Annotated in this window: 16 protein-coding genes; 8 read left to right on the plus strand and 8 right to left on the minus strand. The window is 66.6% G+C overall.

Features of this window, described 5'->3' with window-relative positions:
* Window positions 1–2: 2 nt before the first annotated feature.
* A complete protein-coding gene (gene moaA / locus ASD71_RS26965) occupies window positions 3–1,103 on the minus strand; it encodes a GTP 3',8-cyclase MoaA (RefSeq protein ID WP_056571750.1) in 1,101 nt (366 codons plus the stop codon).
* A 7-nt stretch (window positions 1,104–1,110) separates the two neighbouring features.
* On the minus strand, window positions 1,111–2,220 hold the full coding sequence (locus ASD71_RS26970; protein ID WP_056571753.1) for a substrate-binding domain-containing protein: 1,110 nt from the start codon (window positions 2,218–2,220) through the stop codon (window positions 1,111–1,113).
* Window positions 2,221–2,378: 158 nt separating this feature from the next.
* On the opposite strand from ASD71_RS26970, the gene ASD71_RS26975 reads away from it, so the two are divergent.
* The 7 genes from ASD71_RS26975 (at window position 2,379) to ASD71_RS27005 (ending at window position 11,588) form a co-directional block, all read left to right on the plus strand.
* Complete coding sequence (locus ASD71_RS26975; RefSeq protein WP_056571757.1) at window positions 2,379–2,936, plus strand: formate dehydrogenase subunit gamma; 558 nt, start codon at window positions 2,379–2,381, stop codon at window positions 2,934–2,936.
* The gene (locus tag ASD71_RS26980) at window positions 2,933–4,513 is read left to right on the plus strand and encodes an NADH-quinone oxidoreductase subunit NuoF (protein ID WP_056571759.1); all 1,581 of its coding nucleotides are present in this window, start codon (window positions 2,933–2,935) and stop codon (window positions 4,511–4,513) included. Before ASD71_RS26975 ends, ASD71_RS26980 begins: the two co-directional genes overlap by 4 nt.
* Before the next feature lie 13 nt (window positions 4,514–4,526).
* Window positions 4,527–7,403 (plus strand): formate dehydrogenase subunit alpha, encoded by a 2,877-nt coding sequence (gene fdhF / locus ASD71_RS26985; RefSeq protein WP_056571762.1) that lies wholly within the window; start codon window positions 4,527–4,529, stop codon window positions 7,401–7,403.
* A 26-nt stretch (window positions 7,404–7,429) separates the two neighbouring features.
* Window positions 7,430–8,251: a formate dehydrogenase accessory sulfurtransferase FdhD gene (gene fdhD, locus ASD71_RS26990; RefSeq protein ID WP_056571765.1), complete on the plus strand. Its 822-nt coding sequence runs from the start codon at window positions 7,430–7,432 to the stop codon at window positions 8,249–8,251.
* A gap of 18 nt (window positions 8,252–8,269) precedes the next feature.
* Window positions 8,270–8,527 (plus strand): formate dehydrogenase subunit delta, encoded by a 258-nt coding sequence (locus ASD71_RS26995; RefSeq protein WP_056571767.1) that lies wholly within the window; start codon window positions 8,270–8,272, stop codon window positions 8,525–8,527.
* Window positions 8,528–8,655: 128 nt separating this feature from the next.
* Entirely contained in the window at window positions 8,656–10,323 is a 1,668-nt protein-coding gene (locus ASD71_RS27000) for an OFA family MFS transporter (protein WP_056571770.1), read from the plus strand.
* A gap of 140 nt (window positions 10,324–10,463) precedes the next feature.
* Window positions 10,464–11,588, plus strand: a complete 1,125-nt coding sequence (locus tag ASD71_RS27005) for a class I SAM-dependent methyltransferase (RefSeq protein WP_056571773.1) — start codon at window positions 10,464–10,466, stop codon at window positions 11,586–11,588.
* 88 nt (window positions 11,589–11,676) lie between these two features.
* Here ASD71_RS27005 and ASD71_RS27010 read toward each other — a convergent pair whose 3' ends face one another.
* From ASD71_RS27010 to ASD71_RS27020, 3 genes are all read right to left on the minus strand, one after another.
* The gene (locus tag ASD71_RS27010) at window positions 11,677–12,921 is read right to left on the minus strand and encodes an arsenic transporter (protein ID WP_056571775.1); all 1,245 of its coding nucleotides are present in this window, start codon (window positions 12,919–12,921) and stop codon (window positions 11,677–11,679) included.
* Window positions 12,922–12,936: 15 nt separating this feature from the next.
* Window positions 12,937–14,175 carry an MFS transporter gene (locus tag ASD71_RS27015; protein WP_056571778.1) on the minus strand — a complete coding sequence of 413 codons (1,239 nt, stop codon included), beginning with the start codon at window positions 14,173–14,175 and terminating at the stop codon, window positions 12,937–12,939.
* A gap of 223 nt (window positions 14,176–14,398) precedes the next feature.
* Window positions 14,399–15,337, minus strand: coding sequence for a GlxA family transcriptional regulator (locus tag ASD71_RS27020; protein WP_056571923.1), 939 nt, complete (start codon window positions 15,335–15,337; stop codon window positions 14,399–14,401).
* Between the two features lie 163 nt (window positions 15,338–15,500).
* On the opposite strand from ASD71_RS27020, the gene ASD71_RS27025 reads away from it, so the two are divergent.
* Window positions 15,501–16,259 (plus strand): SDR family oxidoreductase, encoded by a 759-nt coding sequence (locus ASD71_RS27025; RefSeq protein ID WP_056571779.1) that lies wholly within the window; start codon window positions 15,501–15,503, stop codon window positions 16,257–16,259.
* A gap of 32 nt (window positions 16,260–16,291) precedes the next feature.
* On the opposite strand, the gene ASD71_RS27030 is transcribed toward ASD71_RS27025, so the two are convergent.
* From ASD71_RS27030 to ASD71_RS27040, 3 genes are all read right to left on the minus strand, one after another.
* Complete coding sequence (locus ASD71_RS27030; RefSeq protein WP_200949495.1) at window positions 16,292–17,044, minus strand: DUF1345 domain-containing protein; 753 nt, start codon at window positions 17,042–17,044, stop codon at window positions 16,292–16,294.
* Between the two features lie 69 nt (window positions 17,045–17,113).
* On the minus strand, window positions 17,114–17,638 hold the full coding sequence (locus tag ASD71_RS27035) for a chromate transporter (protein WP_056571782.1): 525 nt from the start codon (window positions 17,636–17,638) through the stop codon (window positions 17,114–17,116).
* Window positions 17,635–18,213, minus strand: coding sequence for a chromate transporter (locus tag ASD71_RS27040; protein ID WP_082579082.1), 579 nt, complete (start codon window positions 18,211–18,213; stop codon window positions 17,635–17,637). The genes ASD71_RS27035 and ASD71_RS27040 overlap by 4 nt, the downstream gene beginning before the upstream one ends.
* Between the last annotated feature and the right edge of the window lie 131 nt (window positions 18,214–18,344).

The raw sequence follows: 18,344 nt of genomic DNA on the forward strand, positions 1-18,344 counted from the left end.
ATTCAACCACCGATGTAGCTCATCTCGATCTTGCGCGACGGATCCGCCATGTTCCGGCCGCGCAGCTCGGAATAGTTGTCACCGCGCGCGGACCAGATGCCCGCCAGGATTCGCGCCAGTTCTTCGTCCGTCGCGCCGTCGCGCAACGGGGCGCGCAGGTCGTGGCCTTCGTGGGCGAAGAGGCACATATAGAGCTTGCCTTCGGGCGACAGGCGCGCGCGCGTACAGCCTCCGCAGAACGCGTGCGTGACGCTGGAGATGACGCCGATCTCGCCGCCGCCGTCCACATAGCGCCAGCGTTCGGCCACGCGGCCCATTTCCACAGACTCCACGGGTTCCAGCGGATGCACGGCGCCGATGCGGTCCAGCACTTCGCGCGACGGCACGACTTCGTCGAGGTTCCAGCCGTTGCTGTTGCCCACGTCCATGTATTCGATGAAGCGCAATATGTGGCCGCTGTGGCGGAAGCGCTCGGCCATGGGCAGGATCTGCCCGTCGTTAAGCCCCTTGCGCACCACCATGTTTACCTTGACGGGCGCAAGACCCGCGTCCGCCGCGGCATCGATGCCGCGCAGCACATCGTCCGGCGTGAAGCCGCTGTCGCTCATGCCCTGGAACATGGCCGCATCCAGCGCATCCAGGCTGACCGTCACGCGCGTAAGCCCGGCGCTTTTCAGTGCGGCGGCCTTGCGCGCTAGGACGCTGCCGTTGGTGGTGAGCGTCAGGTCCAGCGGCCGGCCCTGCGGCGTGCGCAGGTCGGCCAACATGCCGACCAGGTTTTCGATGTGCTTGCGCAGTAGCGGCTCGCCGCCGGTGAGGCGGATTTTTTCGACGCCCAACTGCGTGAAGATGCCGGCCAGCCGGCTGATTTCTTCGAAGGACAGTAGCGCCGAATGCGGCATGAAGCTGTAGCTGCTGTCGAAGACCTCGCGCGGCATGCAATACGTGCAGCGGAAGTTGCAGCGGTCGGTGACGGAAATGCGCAGGTCACGCAGCGGACGCGCGCGCTGGTCCAGCGCGGGCTGCCCGGGCGGCGGCAGTTCCCCGGGCGCCACGGAAAGCGGTGCGCCGCGGTGATCGGCAAGGAAAATCACTTTGCTCATTGGCACATCATATCCCGGCGGATCGCGGCGCGCGTTCTCGGGGAAAAGCCTCTTCCAAAGTCAGCAGCCGGCCCGTATCGCGGGCGTCGTAGCCGACGAGCTGGCCCACGTAACCGACATAATCCGGCCCGCGCATGATGGACAGCAAATCCTGCATGGCTGGCGTGTCCAAAGACGCCTTGCGGATGGCGAAGAAATAGCGCTCGCGCACCAGCTGAATGAAGTCCAGCCCAAACCGGCACGCCGCCGTCTCCACCCCCACCCCGGTATCGGCCATGCCGCTGGCAATGTGCGCGGCAATCGCCATGTGGGTGAATTCGTTGGTCTCGTAGCCCTGCACTTCGCCGATCGACACGCCGGCGCGCTGCAGCATCAGGCCGACCAGGTACCGCGTGCTGGAACCGATCTGCCGGTTCACGAAGCGCACGTCGCGGCGCGCCAGATCCGCCATGCCTCGGATCTGCTTGGGATTGCCGGCGGTGACGAAGAGCCCCGTATTGCGCACGGCCAGGTGGATCAGCATGTAGTCGTCCGCATGCAGCCATTGCGCGTAGCGTTCCATGATGGGTGATTCAAAATCGCCCAGCGGCACCTGGAAGCCCGCCAGGTCGCATTCGTGCCGTTCCAGCGACGCCAGCGCCTCGATCGCCGTGCGATAGCGCAGTTCCAGCCCGGGCGTGCGGCCGCTCATGTGCTGCATCAGCGATTCCACCGCAAACCCGTGACTGGCGTGCAGACGCAGATGCGGGCCGCTTTCGGGCAGCAGGCGTTCAAGTTCCTCTTGCAGTTCGGATGCCATGCTGTCCAGCGTGGGCATCAATCGCGCCTCGATGCGGCGGTTGGCCCACAGCAGGCGCTGCGCAAAGGGCGACAACTGCGTGCCCTGGCGACGGTTGGTGATAAGGAGTTGCGTGCCAAAGAGGGTCTCGAAGCGCCGCAACACGCCCCAGGCGTGCCGGTACGACAGTCCGCAGGCGCGGCAGGCGCCTGCGATGTTGCCGGTGGCGTCGATGGCTGCCAGCAACGCAAGCATGTCCTGCAACGGCACGGGGGTCGCCTCGTCGTCTCCGCCCAATGTCCATTGCGGCCGCAGGCCGATTCGGAACTTATATGTCATTTATTTCTTATTGAAGGCGTTCAAGTACCTCGTTAGAGTACACAAATAACGCGGCGGACGCGCGGTTAATATGTTTTTTTAAACATATTAATTGGCTGTGATCCAACCGCCACATAAGCCCCCGTTGACGGGGTCATGCAACACAGGAGGAGACCGACGTGCACCTGCGCGAGGCAAAATCCGATCTGGCATCCAGCGGTGGGGCACGGGGCGGCAAGCTGGCCCTGGACGCCGCCCAGGCATCCACCACCCCGGCCATCGCGGCCACGGCCCGTATCCTTGCCCGGCTGCAAGACCAGCCCGGCCCGCTGCTCCCGGTGCTGCACGCGGTCCAGCACGAACTGGGCTGTATTCCGGCCGAGGCGGTGCAAACCATCGCCGAGGCCCTGAACCTTTCCCGCGCCGAAGTCCACGGCGTCATCACGTTCTACCCCCATTTCCGCACCGAGCCGGCCGCGCGCCACACGCTCGAGGTCTGCCGGGCCGAGGCCTGTCAGTCCATGGGCGGCGAACGCCTGGCCGCCCACGCGCGCACCGCGCTGGGCTGTGACTTCCACGGCAGCACGCCTGACGGCAACTTCACGCTGGAGCCGGTGTATTGCCTGGGCCTGTGCGCGCAGTCGCCCGCCGTCATGATCGACGGCCAGCCGCACGCCCGCGTTACCGAAGCCAAGCTCGACCGCCTGCTGGCCCGCACGCTGGAGGACACGCCATGAGCGCCCCCGTCGTCATCTACGTGCCGCGCGACGCCGCGGCGCTGGCCATGGACGCCGATATCGTGGCCCGTGAGGTCGAACGCATCGCCGACCAGCGCGGCCTGTCCGTGCAGGTGGTGCGCAACGGCTCGCGCGGCCTGCTGTGGCTGGAACCCCTGGTTGAAATCGCCACGCCGCAAGGCCGCATCGCCTACGGTCCGGTGCAGCCGGAAAACGTCGCGTCGCTGTTCGACGCCGGTTGGCTGACGGGCGGCGAACATGCGCTGCGCCTGGGATTGACCGAGGAAATCCCCTATCTCAAGCATCAAGAGCGCCTGACGTTCGCCCGCGTCGGCGTGATCGATCCGCTGTCCTTGCAGGACTACGCCGCGCATGGCGGGCTGCAGGGCCTGAAGCGCGCGCTGGCCATGGCGCCCGCCCAGATCGTCGACGAAATGGTGGAATCCGGTCTGCGCGGCCGCGGCGGCGCGGCGTTTCCCACCGGCATCAAGTGGAAGACCGTGGCGGGCACGCCCGGCGACACCAAGTACATCGTCTGCAACGCCGACGAAGGCGACTCCGGCACCTTTGCCGACCGCCTGCTGATGGAAGGCGATCCGTACGTCCTGATCGAAGGCATGACGATCGCGGGCCTGGCGGTCGGCGCGACCTACGGCTACATCTACGTCCGGTCCGAATACCCGCACGCCATCGCCACGCTCGAAGCGGCCATCGAACGCGCCCGCAGCGTCGGCTGGCTGGGCGACGACGTCCATGGCAGCGGCCGCCGCTTCGACCTGGAAGTACGCAAGGGCGCCGGCGCCTACATCTGCGGCGAAGAGACCTCGCTGCTGGAAAGCCTGGAGGGCAAGCGCGGCGTCGTGCGCGCCAAACCGCCGCTGCCCGCCATCTCGGGCCTGTTCGGCAAGCCCACCGTCATCAACAACGTCATCTCGCTGGCCACCGTGCCGATCATCCTGGCCAAAGGCGCGGCGTACTACCGCGACTACGGCGTGGGCCGCTCGCACGGTACGCTGCCGTTCCAGCTTGCCGGCAACCTCAAGCACGGCGGGCTGGTCGAAAAGGCCTTTGGGTTGACCCTGCGCGATCTGCTGTATGAATTCGGCGGCGGCAGCGCGTCCGGCAGGCCGCTGCGCGCGGTGCAGGTGGGCGGCCCGCTGGGCGCCTATCTGCCCGAATCGCAATGGGACGTGCCGCTGGATTACGAGGCCTACATCCAGATCTCGGCCATGATCGGCCATGGCGGTCTGGTGGCGTTCGACGACACCGTGGACATGGCGCGCATGGCGCGCTACGCCATGGAGTTCTGTGCCATCGAGTCCTGTGGCAAGTGCACGCCCTGCCGCATTGGCTCCACGCGCGGCATGGAAACCATCGACAAGATCGCAGGCGGCAACCAAAGCCGCGAACAGCGCGAGCAGCAGGTGCATCTGCTGCGCGACCTGTGCGACACGATGCTTGGCGGTTCGCTGTGCGCGCTGGGGGGCATGGCGCCCTACCCGGTGCTGTCCGCGCTGAACCATTTTCCGCAGGACTTCGGCATCGAGTCCTCCCAGTCTGCCGCCCACGTGGCCTGAACCCGAGACCGCCATGCTAGAAACCGTCATCAAGCGCGATCGCGACATGGGCACGCCGGCGCGCGTGTCCGAAAAGACCGTCACCCTGACCATCGACGGCCAGGAGATCACCGTCCCCGAAGGCACGTCGCTGATGCGCGCGGCCGCGGACGCCGGCATCAACATCCCCAAGCTCTGCGCGACCGACAGCCTTGAACCCTTCGGATCATGCCGCCTGTGCCTGGTGCAGATCGAAGGCCGCCGCGGCTACCCGGCGTCCTGTACGACGCCCGCCGAGAATGGCATGGTGGTCTTTACCGAAACCCCCAAGCTGCACGATCTGCGGCGCGGCGTGATGGAACTGTACATCTCGGACCATCCGCTCGATTGCCTGACCTGTCCGGCCAACGGCGACTGCGAACTGCAGGACATGGCGGGCGTAGTGGGCCTGCGCAACGTGCGTTACGGCTACGACGGCGCCAACCACCTGAAGGCCGAAAAAGACGAATCCAACCCGTACTTCACCTTCGACGCGTCCAAGTGCATCGTCTGCAACCGCTGCGTGCGCGCCTGCGAGGAAACCCAGGGCACGTTCGCGCTGACGATCTCCGGCAAGGGGTTCGATTCGCACGTGTCGGCCGGCCAGGACCAGCCCTTCCTCGATAGCGAATGCGTGTCCTGCGGCGCCTGCGTGCAGGCCTGCCCCACGTCTACCCTGCAGGAAAAGACCGTCATCATGATGGGCCAGGCCGAGCACTCGGTCGTGACCACCTGCGCCTACTGCGGCGTGGGCTGCGGCTTCAAGGCCGAGATGAAGGGCCAGGAAGTCGTGCGCATGGTCCCCTGGAAGGACGGCCAGGCCAACCGCGGCCATTCCTGCGTGAAGGGGCGGTTTGCCTGGGGTTACACCACGCACAAGGAACGCGTGCTCAAGCCCATGATCCGCAAGCACATCACGGATTCCTGGAAGGAAGTGTCCTGGGACGACGCCATCAACTACGCGGCCTCTGAGTTCCGCCGCATTCAGAGCCAGTACGGGCGCGATGCCGTGGGCGGCATCACGTCCTCGCGCTGCACCAACGAAGAAACCTGGCTGGTGCAAAAGCTGGTGCGCGCCGCCTTCGGCACCAACAACGTCGACACCTGCGCACGCGTGTGTCATTCACCCACCGGCTACGGCCTGAAGCAGACGCTGGGCGAATCGGCCGGCACGCAGACCTTTGACTCCGTCATGCACACCGACGTGGTCATCGTCATGGGCGCCAATCCCAGCAGCGGCCACCCCGTGTTCGCCTCGCGCCTGAAGCGCCGGCTGCGCGAAGGCGCGCGGCTGATCGTCATCGACCCGCGCCGCATCGAGCTGGTCAGCTCGCCGCACATCAAGGCCGACTTCCACCTGCAGGTGCGGCCCGGCACCAACACCGCGCTGCTGTCCTCACTGGCGCACGTCATCGCCACCGAGGGCCTGATCGCCGAGGACTTCGTGGCCGAGCGCTGCGAGGAAAAGGCATTCCGGGAATGGCGCGACTTCGTCTCGCTGCCCGAGAACTCGCCGGAAGCCATGGAAGAAATCACCGGCGTGCCCGCGCAGGCCGTGCGCGGCGCGGCGCGCCTGTTTGCCACCGGCGGAAACGGTTCCATCTATTACGGCCTGGGCGTCACCGAGCACAGCCAGGGCTCGACCACCGTCATGGCGATCGCCAACCTGGCGATGGCCACCGGCAACATCGGCCGTGAAGGCGTGGGCGTCAACCCGTTGCGCGGCCAGAACAACGTGCAGGGGTCGTGCGACATGGGCTCGTTCCCGCACGAACTGCCCGGCTACCGCCACATCTCCGACAACACCGTGCGCGCGCAATTCGAAAAGGACTGGGGCGTCACGCTGCAGCCCGAGCCCGGCCTGCGCATCCCCAACATGTTCGAGGCCGCGCTGGGCGGGTCGTTCAAGGGCCTGTACTGCCAGGGCGAGGACATCGTGCAGTCCGATCCCAACACGCAGCACGTGGCGGCATCGCTGGCGGCGATGGAGTGCATCGTGGTGCAGGACCTGTTCCTGAACGAGACCGCCAAGTACGCCCACGTCTTCCTGCCGGGCTCCTCGTTCCTGGAAAAGGACGGCACCTTCACCAACGCCGAGCGCCGCATCTCACGCGTGCGCAAGGTCATGGAGCCCAAGAACGGCAAATCCGATTGGGAAGTGACGGTGGCGCTGTCCAACGCGCTGGGCTACCCCATGAACTACAAGCACCCGCGCGAGATCATGGAAGAAATCGCGCGGCTCACGCCCACATTCGCCAGCGTCACGTATGACAAGCTCGACAAGCTGGGCAGCCTGCAATGGCCGTGCAACGACGACGCGCCGGACGGCACGCCCATCATGCACATCGACCAGTTCGTGCGCGGCAAGGGCCGTTTCATGATCACCAAGTACGTGCCTACCGATGAACGCAGCACGCGCCGCTTCCCGTTGCTGTTGACCACGGGCCGCATCCTGTCGCAATACAACGTGGGCGCGCAGACCCGCCGCACGCCCAACGTGATGTGGCATGGCGAGGACGTGCTGGAAATCCATCCGCAGGACGCCGAAGACCGGGGCGTGGCCGAGGGAGACTGGGTCGGCATCCAGAGCCGCGCCGGCGAGACCGTGCTGCGTGCCACGCTGACCGACCGTGTGCAGCCGGGCGTGGTATACACCACGTTCCACTTTCCCGAGTCCGGCGCCAACGTCGTCACCACCGACAGCTCCGACTGGGCGACCAACTGCCCCGAGTACAAGGTCACGGCCGTGCAGGTGACGCGCGTGTCGCAGCCTTCGGAATGGCAGCGGCAATGGTCGCGATTTGCGGATATCCAGCAAAAGCTCCTGCGCGAACGCTCACGCGAGACCGAGGCGGCGCTGACCGGGAAGTAACCGACAGCCAGCACGCCAGGGATCCCATGCCTACGCCGACCACCGCCCGCCCCGACTGCACGCCGACCGAGGTCATCCGCGTGCGATCGGGGGCCATCGCCCCCGACGCCGAGACCGACTACGTGGCCGAGGAAACCCCGGTGGCGCTGGAATACAACGGCATCAGCCACGCCACCATGTTGGCCACGCCGGCAGACCTGGAAGACTTTGCCGTGGGGTTCTCGCTGTCCGAAGGCATCGTCGGCAGCGTCAGCGACGTGCGCGGCATCGATCTGCTGCCGCAATGCGGCGGCATCGTCGTGCAACTGGAGATCTCGTCCGCCTGTGAAATGCGCCTGAAAACGCGGCGCCGCGCCATGGCCGGACGCACCGGCTGCGGCCTGTGCGGCGTCGAAACCCTGCCCGAAGTGCTGCGGCCGGTGGCCCCGGTGACCAACGGCGCACCCGTGCGCATCGAGGCCGTGCTGGCCGCCATGCGCGACATGCGTGCGCGCCAGACGCTGCACGACATCACCGGCGCCACGCACGCCGCCGGCTGGGCGGGCGCCGACGGCGCCGTGGCCCTGGTGCGCGAAGACGTGGGGCGCCACAACGCGCTGGACAAGCTGGCCGGCGCCCTGGCGCGGCAGGCGGTCAACGGCAGCGACGGCATCGTCGTGGTATCCAGCCGCGCCAGCTTCGAGATGGTGCAGAAGACCGCAGCCGCCGGCGTCGCCGTGCTGGCCTCGGTCTCCGCCCCCACCGCCCTGGCCATCCGCCTGGCCACCGACGCCAACGTGACGCTGCTGGGCTTCACGCGCGATGGCGACGCCACCATCTATACCCACCCCGAACGCATCCTCACCTGAACCGGACGCCAGATAGCAATGGAAATCGTCAACCTGATCCGCATGGCCAACCGCATCGGCCAGTTCTTCGACGCCATGCCGGACCGGCCCGAGGCGCTGGAAGGCGTCACCAATCACATCCAGAAGTTTTGGGAGCCCCGCATGCGCAACGAATTGCTGGACTTTCTGGCGCGCAGCCCCGACGGGGATGCCGGCGAGGAACAACTGCATCCGCTGGTGCTGCAGGCGGTCACCCAACATCGCAAGCGCCTTACCCCGCTTGCGCGCGTCGCATAGCGCACCCGGGCCGCCTCATGACGGCCCACCCCGAAGTGGCAGGACAGCAACAGATCCATAAAAGAGGCGGCGTCACCGGGCTTTTCCGGCCGACGCACGCTATAAAGCCGCACCCCTGAGGAGACATCATGGAAAGTAGCGCCACCCTGGACCTACCCGGCTCAAGACCGGGTTTTTTCGACAAAGAACGCACTATCGCGGGGCCGGGCTTCTCGCGCTGGCTGGTGCCGCCGGCCGCCCTGGCCATCCACCTGTGCATCGGCATGGCCTATGGCTTTTCCGTGTTCTGGCTGCCGTTGTCCAAGGTGGTGGGCGGCGCGAAACCCCTGGCCTGCCCGCCCGACATGAGCCTCGCGGCAGAGCTCTTCACCACGAGCTGTGACTGGAAGATCTCGACGATGGGGTGGATGTACACCCTGTTCTTCGTGCTGCTGGGGTGTTCCGCCGCGCTGTGGGGCGGCTGGCTGGAACGCGCCGGCCCGCGCAAGGCCGGCGTCGTGTCGGCGCTGTGCTGGTGCGGCGGCCTGGTCATTTCGGCTATCGGCATCTACCTGCACCAGATGTGGATGCTGTGGCTGGGGTCGGGCGTGATCGGGGGCATCGGGCTGGGGCTGGGATACATCTCGCCGGTCAGCACACTGATCAAATGGTTTCCGGACCGCCGCGGCATGGCGACGGGCATGGCCATCATGGGCTTTGGCGGCGGCGCCATGATCGGCGCGCCGCTGGCCGACCTGCTGATGCGCCACTTCGCGACACCAACCTCGCCGGGCGTCTGGCAGACCTTTCTGACGATGGCGCTGGTGTACTTCATCTTCATGATGTCCGGCGCCCTGGGCTACCGCGTGCCGCCCACCGGCTGGAAGCCCGCCGGCTGGACGCCGCCCGCCAAGCAGGTCAACAACGTCATGATCACGCAGCGCCACGTCCACGTGAAACGCGTCTGGGGCGTGCCGCAGTTCTGGCTGGTCTGGTGGGCGCTGTGCCTGAACGTCACCGCGGGCATCGGCATTCTCGGGATGGCGTCGCCGCTGCTGCAGGAGGTGTTTGGCGGCGGACTGATCGACAAGCCTGAACTGGGTTTCGGCCAGCTCGACAAGGACCAGCTCGCGGCCATCGCCGCCATTGCCGCCGGCTTCACCGGCCTGCTCAGCCTCTTCAACATCGGCGGCCGCTTCTTCTGGGCCAGCCTGTCGGACAAGCTGGGCCGCAAGATGACGTACTTCGTCTTCTTCGTGCTGGGTTTCTTCCTGTACGCCGCCATTCCCTGGACCGCGCACATCGGCGCCCTGGCGCTTTTCGTGGCGGCCTTCTGCGTCATCCTGTCGATGTACGGCGGGGGCTTTGCCACCGTGCCGGCCTACCTGGCCGACCTGTTTGGCACCCAGATGGTGGGCGCCATCCACGGCCGGTTGCTGACCGCGTGGTCGGCGGCAGGCATTTTCGGCCCGGTCCTCGTCAACTACATTCGCGAGTACCAGTTGTCCATCGGCGTGCCGCGCGCCCAGGTGTATGACATCACCATGTACATCCTGGCCGGCATGCTGGTCGTGGGATTCCTGTGCAACCTGGCCATCCGTCCGGTCAACGCCAAGTACTTCATGACCGACGAGGAACTGGCCAAGGAAAAGGCGCTGGCGCACGAGCGCGCCGTCGCCTCCGAAACCCACGGCGTGGGCAGGTCCAGCTTCCGCACGCCGCCCGCGCTGATCGTCTTTGCGTGGGCCTGCGTCGGCATCCCGCTGGCCTGGGGCATCTGGATCACGCTGCAAAAGGCCGTCGTCCTGTTCCACTGACCCCACAATGCCGCGGCGCCGCAAGCGCCGCGCGCCAGTCCCAGGGCGCGAAGCTGCTACATTGGCAGCCCGCGCCCTTATCTTTTATGTGCCACACCCATGATCCTGCCCTTCCCCCTTTTTCCCACCGGAGCGACATCTTGAACGCGCCTGAACTGCACTGGGAAGAAAACGGCGTCGCCCGCTCGGCCCGCTGGCACTCGGAAACCGGCGCCACGCCGCCCAAGCGCGTCATCGTTGCCGACGACACCTTGACCGCCGACATGGCCTACCGCCACGCCTGCGAAGGCGTCGGCCTGCTGTGGCGCGGCGATTTCCAGAACGCGCGCCAGCTGTTGCAGGCCATCACGCGCCGCGTCGACAAGCGTCCGCGCAAACCGGTAGAAACCCAACGTGAGGCCTTCAACCAGCATCGTCAGGTCCAGTCGCAGCGCGCCCGCATCCTGGGCATGCTGCTGATTCCCTTCGACGCCGGCCACACCATCCCCTTGCGCCGCGCGCCTGACGCGCATCTGGCCTGCGAAGCCGCGAACGTGCCGGGCGATACGCCCTACGTCGCGTCGCTGCGCGAACTGCTGGGCCTGATCGGCGCCTACGAATGGCGCAAAAAGGGCGTTGAAATTGCCGCCCTGAACAACCGCATCCACCCGCACTACGGCGTGTTTTCGCCGGTGCGCGGCGAATATGTGGATCTGATCGCCAACACCCCGATGCCGCGCGGCAGCGTGGCCTTTGATATCGGCACGGGCACCGGCGTGCTCGCAGCGGTCATCGCCCGCCGCGGCGGCAAGCGCGTCATCGCCACCGACACGGATCCGCGCGCCATCGCCTGCGCGCGCGAGAACCTGGAACGTCTGGGCTTGTCGGGACAGGTGGACGTCGAACAGACGGATCTGTTCCCCGACGGCCGCGTGTCGCTGATCGTCTGCAACCCGCCGTGGCTGCCGGCACGGCCCAGCTCGCCGCTGGAACATGCCGTGTACGACCCGGACAGCCGCATGCTGCGCGGGTTTCTGAATGGATTGAAGGATCATCTGACGCCGAACGGCGAAGGATGGTTGATTCTTTCGGACCTGGCCGAGCACCTGGGCTTGCGCACGCGCGAACAGTTGCTGGAAATGATCGAGGCCGCTGGACTGCGCGTGATCGAAAAGCTGGATACGCGGCCGGTGCACGGCAAGGCGCGGGACGCGAATGATCCCCTGTATGCGGCGCGGTCGAAGGAAATGACGTCGCTGTGGAGATTGGGCGCAACCGGCGTCTGACGGTCCGCGGCACGTTCTGACGCGGGACCGGACGGGCGCGCGAGCCATCACCGGGCCCGCGCGCCGCGTCAATTCAAGACATGCCGCGTCAACTGAAGACGTGCAGCGCGCCCAGCGCCAGGATCAGCGCGGGGGGCATCACCACAATGCCCAACCGCAGAAAGCTCAGCGCACTGATATGCATGCCTTCGCGGCGCACGGCCAGCAGCCACAGCAAGGTGGCGAGCGAGCCGCTTACCGACAGATTGGGCCCCAGGTCGATCCCGATCAGCAGCGCGGCGGTCGTGGCGCTGGACAGGTCGGCCATGCGGGCCAGCGTCCCCGCCATCAGCCCGGCCGGCAGATTGTTGATGACGTTGCCCGACAGCGCGGCGCCCACGCCGCCGGCCCACAACGCAGCGTCGGCGGACAAGCCCCGCATCAGATTTGCCAGATCCTGCAGCACGCCGCTGGCGGCCATGCCTTCGACCAGCACGAACAATCCGGCCACCAGGGGCAGCACGCCCCACGCAACGCCCTTGATGAGACGCAGCGGGCCCGACCGCGTAACCGCCAGCACCAGCGCCGCCGACACGCAGCCGGCGATCAGCGTCGGCAGACCCAGACGATGACCCAGCGCTGACGTGATGAGCAGCGTCCCGGCGGTGATGGCCACGCCCAGCGCGGCCATGCGCAGCGGCCACGTCAGGGGCGGCAACGGCGGCGAGGCCTTCAACGGTTGCCGCAGATCATCGCGAAACACCAGCCGCAACGTGACGTACGTGGAGCCGATGGCCAAGACGGACGGCAGCGCAAAGTGCGCCAGCCACGGCCCCAGCGCGGGCATGCGGTCCCCAAACACCACCAGGTTGGCGGGATTGGAGATCGGCAGGACGAAGCTGGCCGCGTTGGCGATGAAGGCGCAGACATACAGGTAAGGCAACGGCGGCGCGCCGACCACGCGCGCCACCGCATAGACGGCGGGCGTCAGCACGACCGCAGTCGCATCGTTGGACAGCAGCACCGTGACCACCGTGCCTACCAGGAACACCAGATCGAACAGCCGCCGCGCCGACCCGGCCGCGTGATCGGCCGCAGCCACCGCCACCCAGTCGAACAGGCCCGCCTGTCGGGCGACCTCGGCCACCAGCATCATGCCGATCAGGAACAGGTAGACGTCGGTGCCCTCGAGGATGGCGCTGCCGGCCTGCGCGGCAGGCAGCAATCCCAGCGCCACCAGCGCGACTGCGCCGGTCGTGGCCCACACGTATTCAGGCAACCGCCACGGACGAAAGAGGATGGCCATGGTGGTCGCGGCGGCAATCAACCAGATCACGGCATTGGATAGCGACATGCGTTCAGAGGACGGTCAAGGAAGGGAAGAAGACGCCGATGCCGCGCGCGCCGTGGCGGCGCCGCGCGTCTCCGGCAACACCAGCAAGGTCACGCAGGCCAGCGCGGCAATGCCGGCAAGCGCAAGAAACGCTGCACTGTAACCCGCGTGCTGCACAATCAGGCCGGCGAGCCCGTTGCTGAGCGATGCGCCAATACCGAACACCGTGGTGACGGCGCCCAGGCTCGCATTGAACCGGCCGGTGCCCTGCGTCAGGTCCAGCACCATCAGCGGCAGCACTGCGCCGAAGATGCCCGCGCCGATGCCGTCGAGCAGCTGCACGCCCACCAGCCACGCCGTATCGTCGGAGAACGTGTAGAGCACGCCGCGCAACGGCAGGATGAGGAAACCGATCAGCAGCAGCGGCTTGCGCCCCCACTGGTCCGCATACCGCCCCACTGCCATCGCTGCGGGAATCATCACGAACTGCGCCGCGACGATGCAGGCGGCGGTGAGCGGCGTGGCCAGCGCCGGGTTTGCCAGGGCAAGCTTTTGCCCGACCAGCGGCAGCATGGCCGCATTGGCCAGGTGAAACAGCGCGCAACTCACGGCCAGCAGCACGAGCGGCCGGTTGGACAGCAACTGGCGCAGCGGCACGGGCTGCCCGTGCGCGGCGGAATCGTGGCCAGCTTCCAGGCCACGCGCCTTATCCGGATCGATATGCGCGGGAAGGCGCATCGTCGCAGCCACGCTGGCCAGCGCCATCGCCGCCATCAGGTAGAACACCGCGACCGGACCCCACACGTACGCGAGGCCGCCCGCCAGCAGCGCTGCCACCCCGTTGCCCGCGTGGTTGAACGACTCGTTGCGCGCGATGCGTTCCGTGAAGACGTGCGCAGTGGTCAGCCCGAGGGTGATGCCTGCAATGGCGGGCGCGAACACCGATGATGCGACGCCCGCCACCGCCTGCGTCAGCGTGACCCACGCGAGGTTCGGGCTGGCCAGGACCGCCATGCATGCGACCGTCACGAGCACGGCGGCAGCGATCAGGAGCGCGCGCTTGTTCGATGCGCGGTCCACCAGCGCGCCCGCGGGTGTCTGGGCCGCCAGCGCAGCCAGCCCGGATATCGTCATGACGAGCCCGATGCTGTCGGGGCGCCAATGATGGACGGCAAGCAGGTAGATGGCGAGATACGGGCCAAGTCCGTCCCGCACATCGGCCACGAAGAAGTTCAGCCAATCGAGAGGACGCGTCGCGGGCGATGGAGAGTGCAAGGCAGACGTGGAGAGCGTGGATATCGATCGGTGCCGGCCTGAAATCGGCGCGAGGCCTTTGCCTCGGTTCGCCGCGTTCGCCGGTGCCGCGCGCCAGGCGTGTGCCCGCGAGCGAATGGCGCATCTTAGATCACATCGTTTCGGGCGTCAGCGACATTGCGCTACAGCGGCCGGCGTTCAACGCCCTGTCAGATTCAGCGGCGCAATGCCGCACTATGCCGCGTTATGTGGCGGCCAGTTGCGCCCCGCGCCTGACCTCGCTCGGCGGCTGGCCATACGCGCGCAGGAACGCCCGCCGCATGCGGTTGCGGTCCGCGAAGCCGGTATCCCGCGCCACGATGTCCAGCGAATGCCGCCCTTCTTCCAGCATTGCGCGGGCCGCTTCCAGCCGCAGCAGCTCCACCATCTTCGCGGGCGAATGCCCCGTCTCTTCGCGGAACACCCGGCTGAACTGCCGTGGCGACAGGCTGGCTGCGTCGGCCAGTTCCTCGACCGTCAGCGGATTGCGCAGATGCTCCTTGGCGTAGACCAGCGCCCGCTGAACCCGGTCAGAGCGCGGCTCCAGTTCCAGCAAGGCGGAAAACTGCGATTGCCCCCCCGGCCGGCGGTGATAGACCACGAGCCGCCGCGCAACGTCGCGGGCCAGCGCCGCGCCGTGGTCGTCTTCGATCAGGGCAAGGGCCAGATCGATGGCGGCCGACATGCCGGCGGACGTCCAGATGTTGCCGTCGCGCACGAAGATGCGGTCGGGCTCGACACGCACCTCGGGAAAGCGTTCCTGCAGGCTGCGCGCGTGCGCCCAGTGCGTGGTGGCGGTGCGGCCGTTCAAGAGACCTGCCTGCGCAAGGACGAACGCGCCCGTGCAGACGCCCGCGACGCGGCGCGCTTCGGTGGCGGCGCGCGCCACGTAGCGGGCAAGGCCGGGCGAGATCGGCCCCGGCAACAGTTCGCCCGCAACGATCAGCGTGTCGGGCATGACGCCCAGGGCGACCGTCTCGATGCCGGCGTTCATGGTGGACCGGATGAGGCCGCCGCCTTCCGACAAGATGGTGACGCGGTAACCGTCGCGGTCCAGCGCGATGTTCGCGAACTCGAAGGCCGCGAGCGCGGCAAGGCCCATGACCTGGAAACCGTCTTCGAGAATGAGGCCGATCTGGCGCATGTTCAAACCCGTGTCTGTAAATGTCGGATACAGGCTATTCAAGCCAAACGGCATTCGTCAATGAACATCAATACCTTATGTCCTAAAACGACGCTTTATTGACATTTGAGCCACAACCGAACTGCCTCATAGTGACCACACCGCAACCCACCGAGGCACCGACATGCAACTGACGCAAAACACCCTCTTCATCACCGGCGGCACTTCCGGCATCGGCCGCGCGCTGGCCGTCGCTTTTCACAACCTGGGCAACAAGGTCATCATCGCCGGCCGCAGGCAGGCACTGCTGGACGAGATCGCCGCGGCGCATCCGGGTATCGAAGGTATTCAGCTCGATATCTCGGATGCTCAGGATATCGACCGCGTCGCCAAGACCTTGATCGCCAAATACCCGACGCTGAACGTGCTGATCAACAACGCGGGCATCATGCCGTTCGATGATCCCTCGTCCACGGTCGACGACGCCGTGTCGCAGCAGATCCTGGAAACGAACCTGCTGGGACCGATCCGCCTCACGTCCGCCCTCATCCAGCATCTGAAGGCGCAACCGCGCGCGACGATCATCCACAACACGTCGATGCTCGCCTACGTGCCAATCGCCACCAACGCGGTGTACTCGGCGGCCAAGGCCGCCCTGCATTCGTACGCGCTGTCGCAACGATTCATGCTGCGCGACACCAATGTGACGGTGCAGGAGATCGCGCCGCCGTGGGTCGACACGGACCTGATCAAGAAGAGCGGCGATCCGCGGGCCATGCCGCTGGACGCCTTCATCGCCGAGACGATGCAGAAGCTGGCGAGCGATGCGCCCGAAGTGCTCGTCGACGCCATTCGCGATCTGCGCGACAACCCCGGTTCGAATGAGCATGCCTTCGTGCACGCGTTCAATCAAAGCCTGGTCGACAATCCGATTCCGGTCTGAGGCCGCGCAAGGCGCGCCGCCGGGATTTCCCCCTACGCCCGCCCCGCCGCCACATTCACGCTGATCGCGATGATGAAGACATTGAAGAAGAACGCGATGACGCCATGCGTCATCGCCATCCGCCGCAGCCGCCGGTTGACGATCTGCACGTCCGACACCTGGAACGTCATGCCCAGCACCAGCGAGAAATACGCGAAGTCCCAATAGTCGGGGTCGTCCGTGCCGGGAAAATCCAGGCCCTTGTGCATGGCGTTCTTATGGCCGTAGTACCCGTGGGCGTAGTGCAGCGCGAAGATCATGTTCATGTAGAGCCACGACAGCACGATGGTCGCGGCGGCGGCCAGCGTGTCCACCAGCGCGCCGACGCTGCTCCGCGCGTGCAGTTCGACCCACAGCGCGACGAGCACCATGCAGGACAGCGCGACGCTGCTCCACAGGACGCCGGTGCGGCCGACGTCGTGCTGGCGGGCGTGCAGGCGCATGGAAGCGGCGCTGGTGCGGCCGAACACGCGCACGGTAAGGATCAGGAAGACCAGCGCCCCGGCGTCAAAGCCAAGCAGGATGGCAAGGCTGGGCGGGAGACCGGCGGCGTATAGCGCGCCCGCGACGACGAGCAGCATGCCGGCGCATAACATCAGACGGCGATGAGCATCGAAGAACGGCAGCGGCTCGGCGTTCGACGCCGCGCCGGCATCGCCGGGCGTCTCTTGCCCGGCACGGTCATCCGGGGCATCGCTGCCCCGGGCGCTTTTATCTGAAGCTTTTTCCTCTTTAAGCGGCTGCATGGCGGGCTCCTGTCCGCAGCGCGCCCCCCCGGGCACATTGCACGCGCCGGGCTTGCGCAGGCCCCTACGCTAACTGATGCCGAGCAAACCGGCCAGCGCCCCGGCAAACAGCAGCCACAGTGGATGGATCCGGGTGACGCTGCCCAGGATCGCCACGATGGCCGTAATGGCGCCGAGCAGCCACGTGTGCACGGAGGCTTCGGTAATAAGCGAGGCGCTGGCAGCGACCAATCCAACCGTCATCGGGAAGATACCCGCCTGGATGACGCCGCGCCACGGGCGGTCCTTGAACTTTTCCCACAGGCCCAGCGCAATGACCGTGATGATGGACGACGGGCCGAACTTGGCGATGGTCGTGGCAAGCACGCCCGGCAGGCCCGCGACGTGCCAGCCGACCAGCGTGACGACCATCAGGTTGGGACCCGGTGCGGCCTGACCCAGCGCGAAGAGCGCGGAAAAGTCGGCGGCCGTCATCCAGCCATGCACTTGCACGACCTGACGCTGCATCTCCGGCAGGATGGTGTTGCCGCCGCCGAAGGCCAGCACGGACAGCTCGGTAAAGATCAGGACGAGCGCAACGAGGGTATGGATCATCGGCGTTGCCTCCACACCATCAGGATGCTGAGCGGCGTCAGGACCGCCATGGTCGGCAGCAGCGGAATGCGCAGCACGGCGATCGCAATGAAACAGGCGGTGGCGACCACGCCTGCCAGCCAGTCGCGGCGCTTGATGACCGGCAGGCCGATCTTCACCGCCATCGAGATCAGCAATCCGGCCGCGGCAGCGGCCAGGCCGGCGAACAGGTGCTGGATGTCGGGATCGTCCTGGAAGCGGTCATAGACCATGCCCAGCATGATGACGATGATGGACGGCGCCAGGATCAGGCCCATCAGCGCGGCAAAGGCGCCGCGCGGGCCGCGGAATTTCATGCCCAGGGCGACGGACAGGTTGATGATGTTGCCGCCCGGCAGGAACTGGCACAGGCCCAGCAGTTCGGTGAATTCGGCGCCGGTCAGCCAGCGGTGTTTTTCGACGACCATGCGCCGGGCCAGGGGCAAGGCGCCGCCGAAGGCGGTCAGGCCCAGCACGAGGAAACCGTAGAACAACTGGCCGCACGTGGGGGGAGGCCGTACGCCGGCCTCATCGAGGGGAAGTGCTGCATTCATCATTTTTGCGGCCGGCGCAACGCCGGCAATGGGGGCTGGCGCGGTAACCGCGCCATAGGTGAGTAACGAGCTTGCAGCCTACTCCTCGCCCTAGTTAATGTCTAATATATGACAAGTTCAAAACTCATATCGAA

Origin of the sequence: Achromobacter sp. Root565, assembly GCF_001427425.1 — a bacterium.
GTDB lineage: Bacteria > Pseudomonadota > Gammaproteobacteria > Burkholderiales > Burkholderiaceae_B > Achromobacter > Achromobacter spanius_D.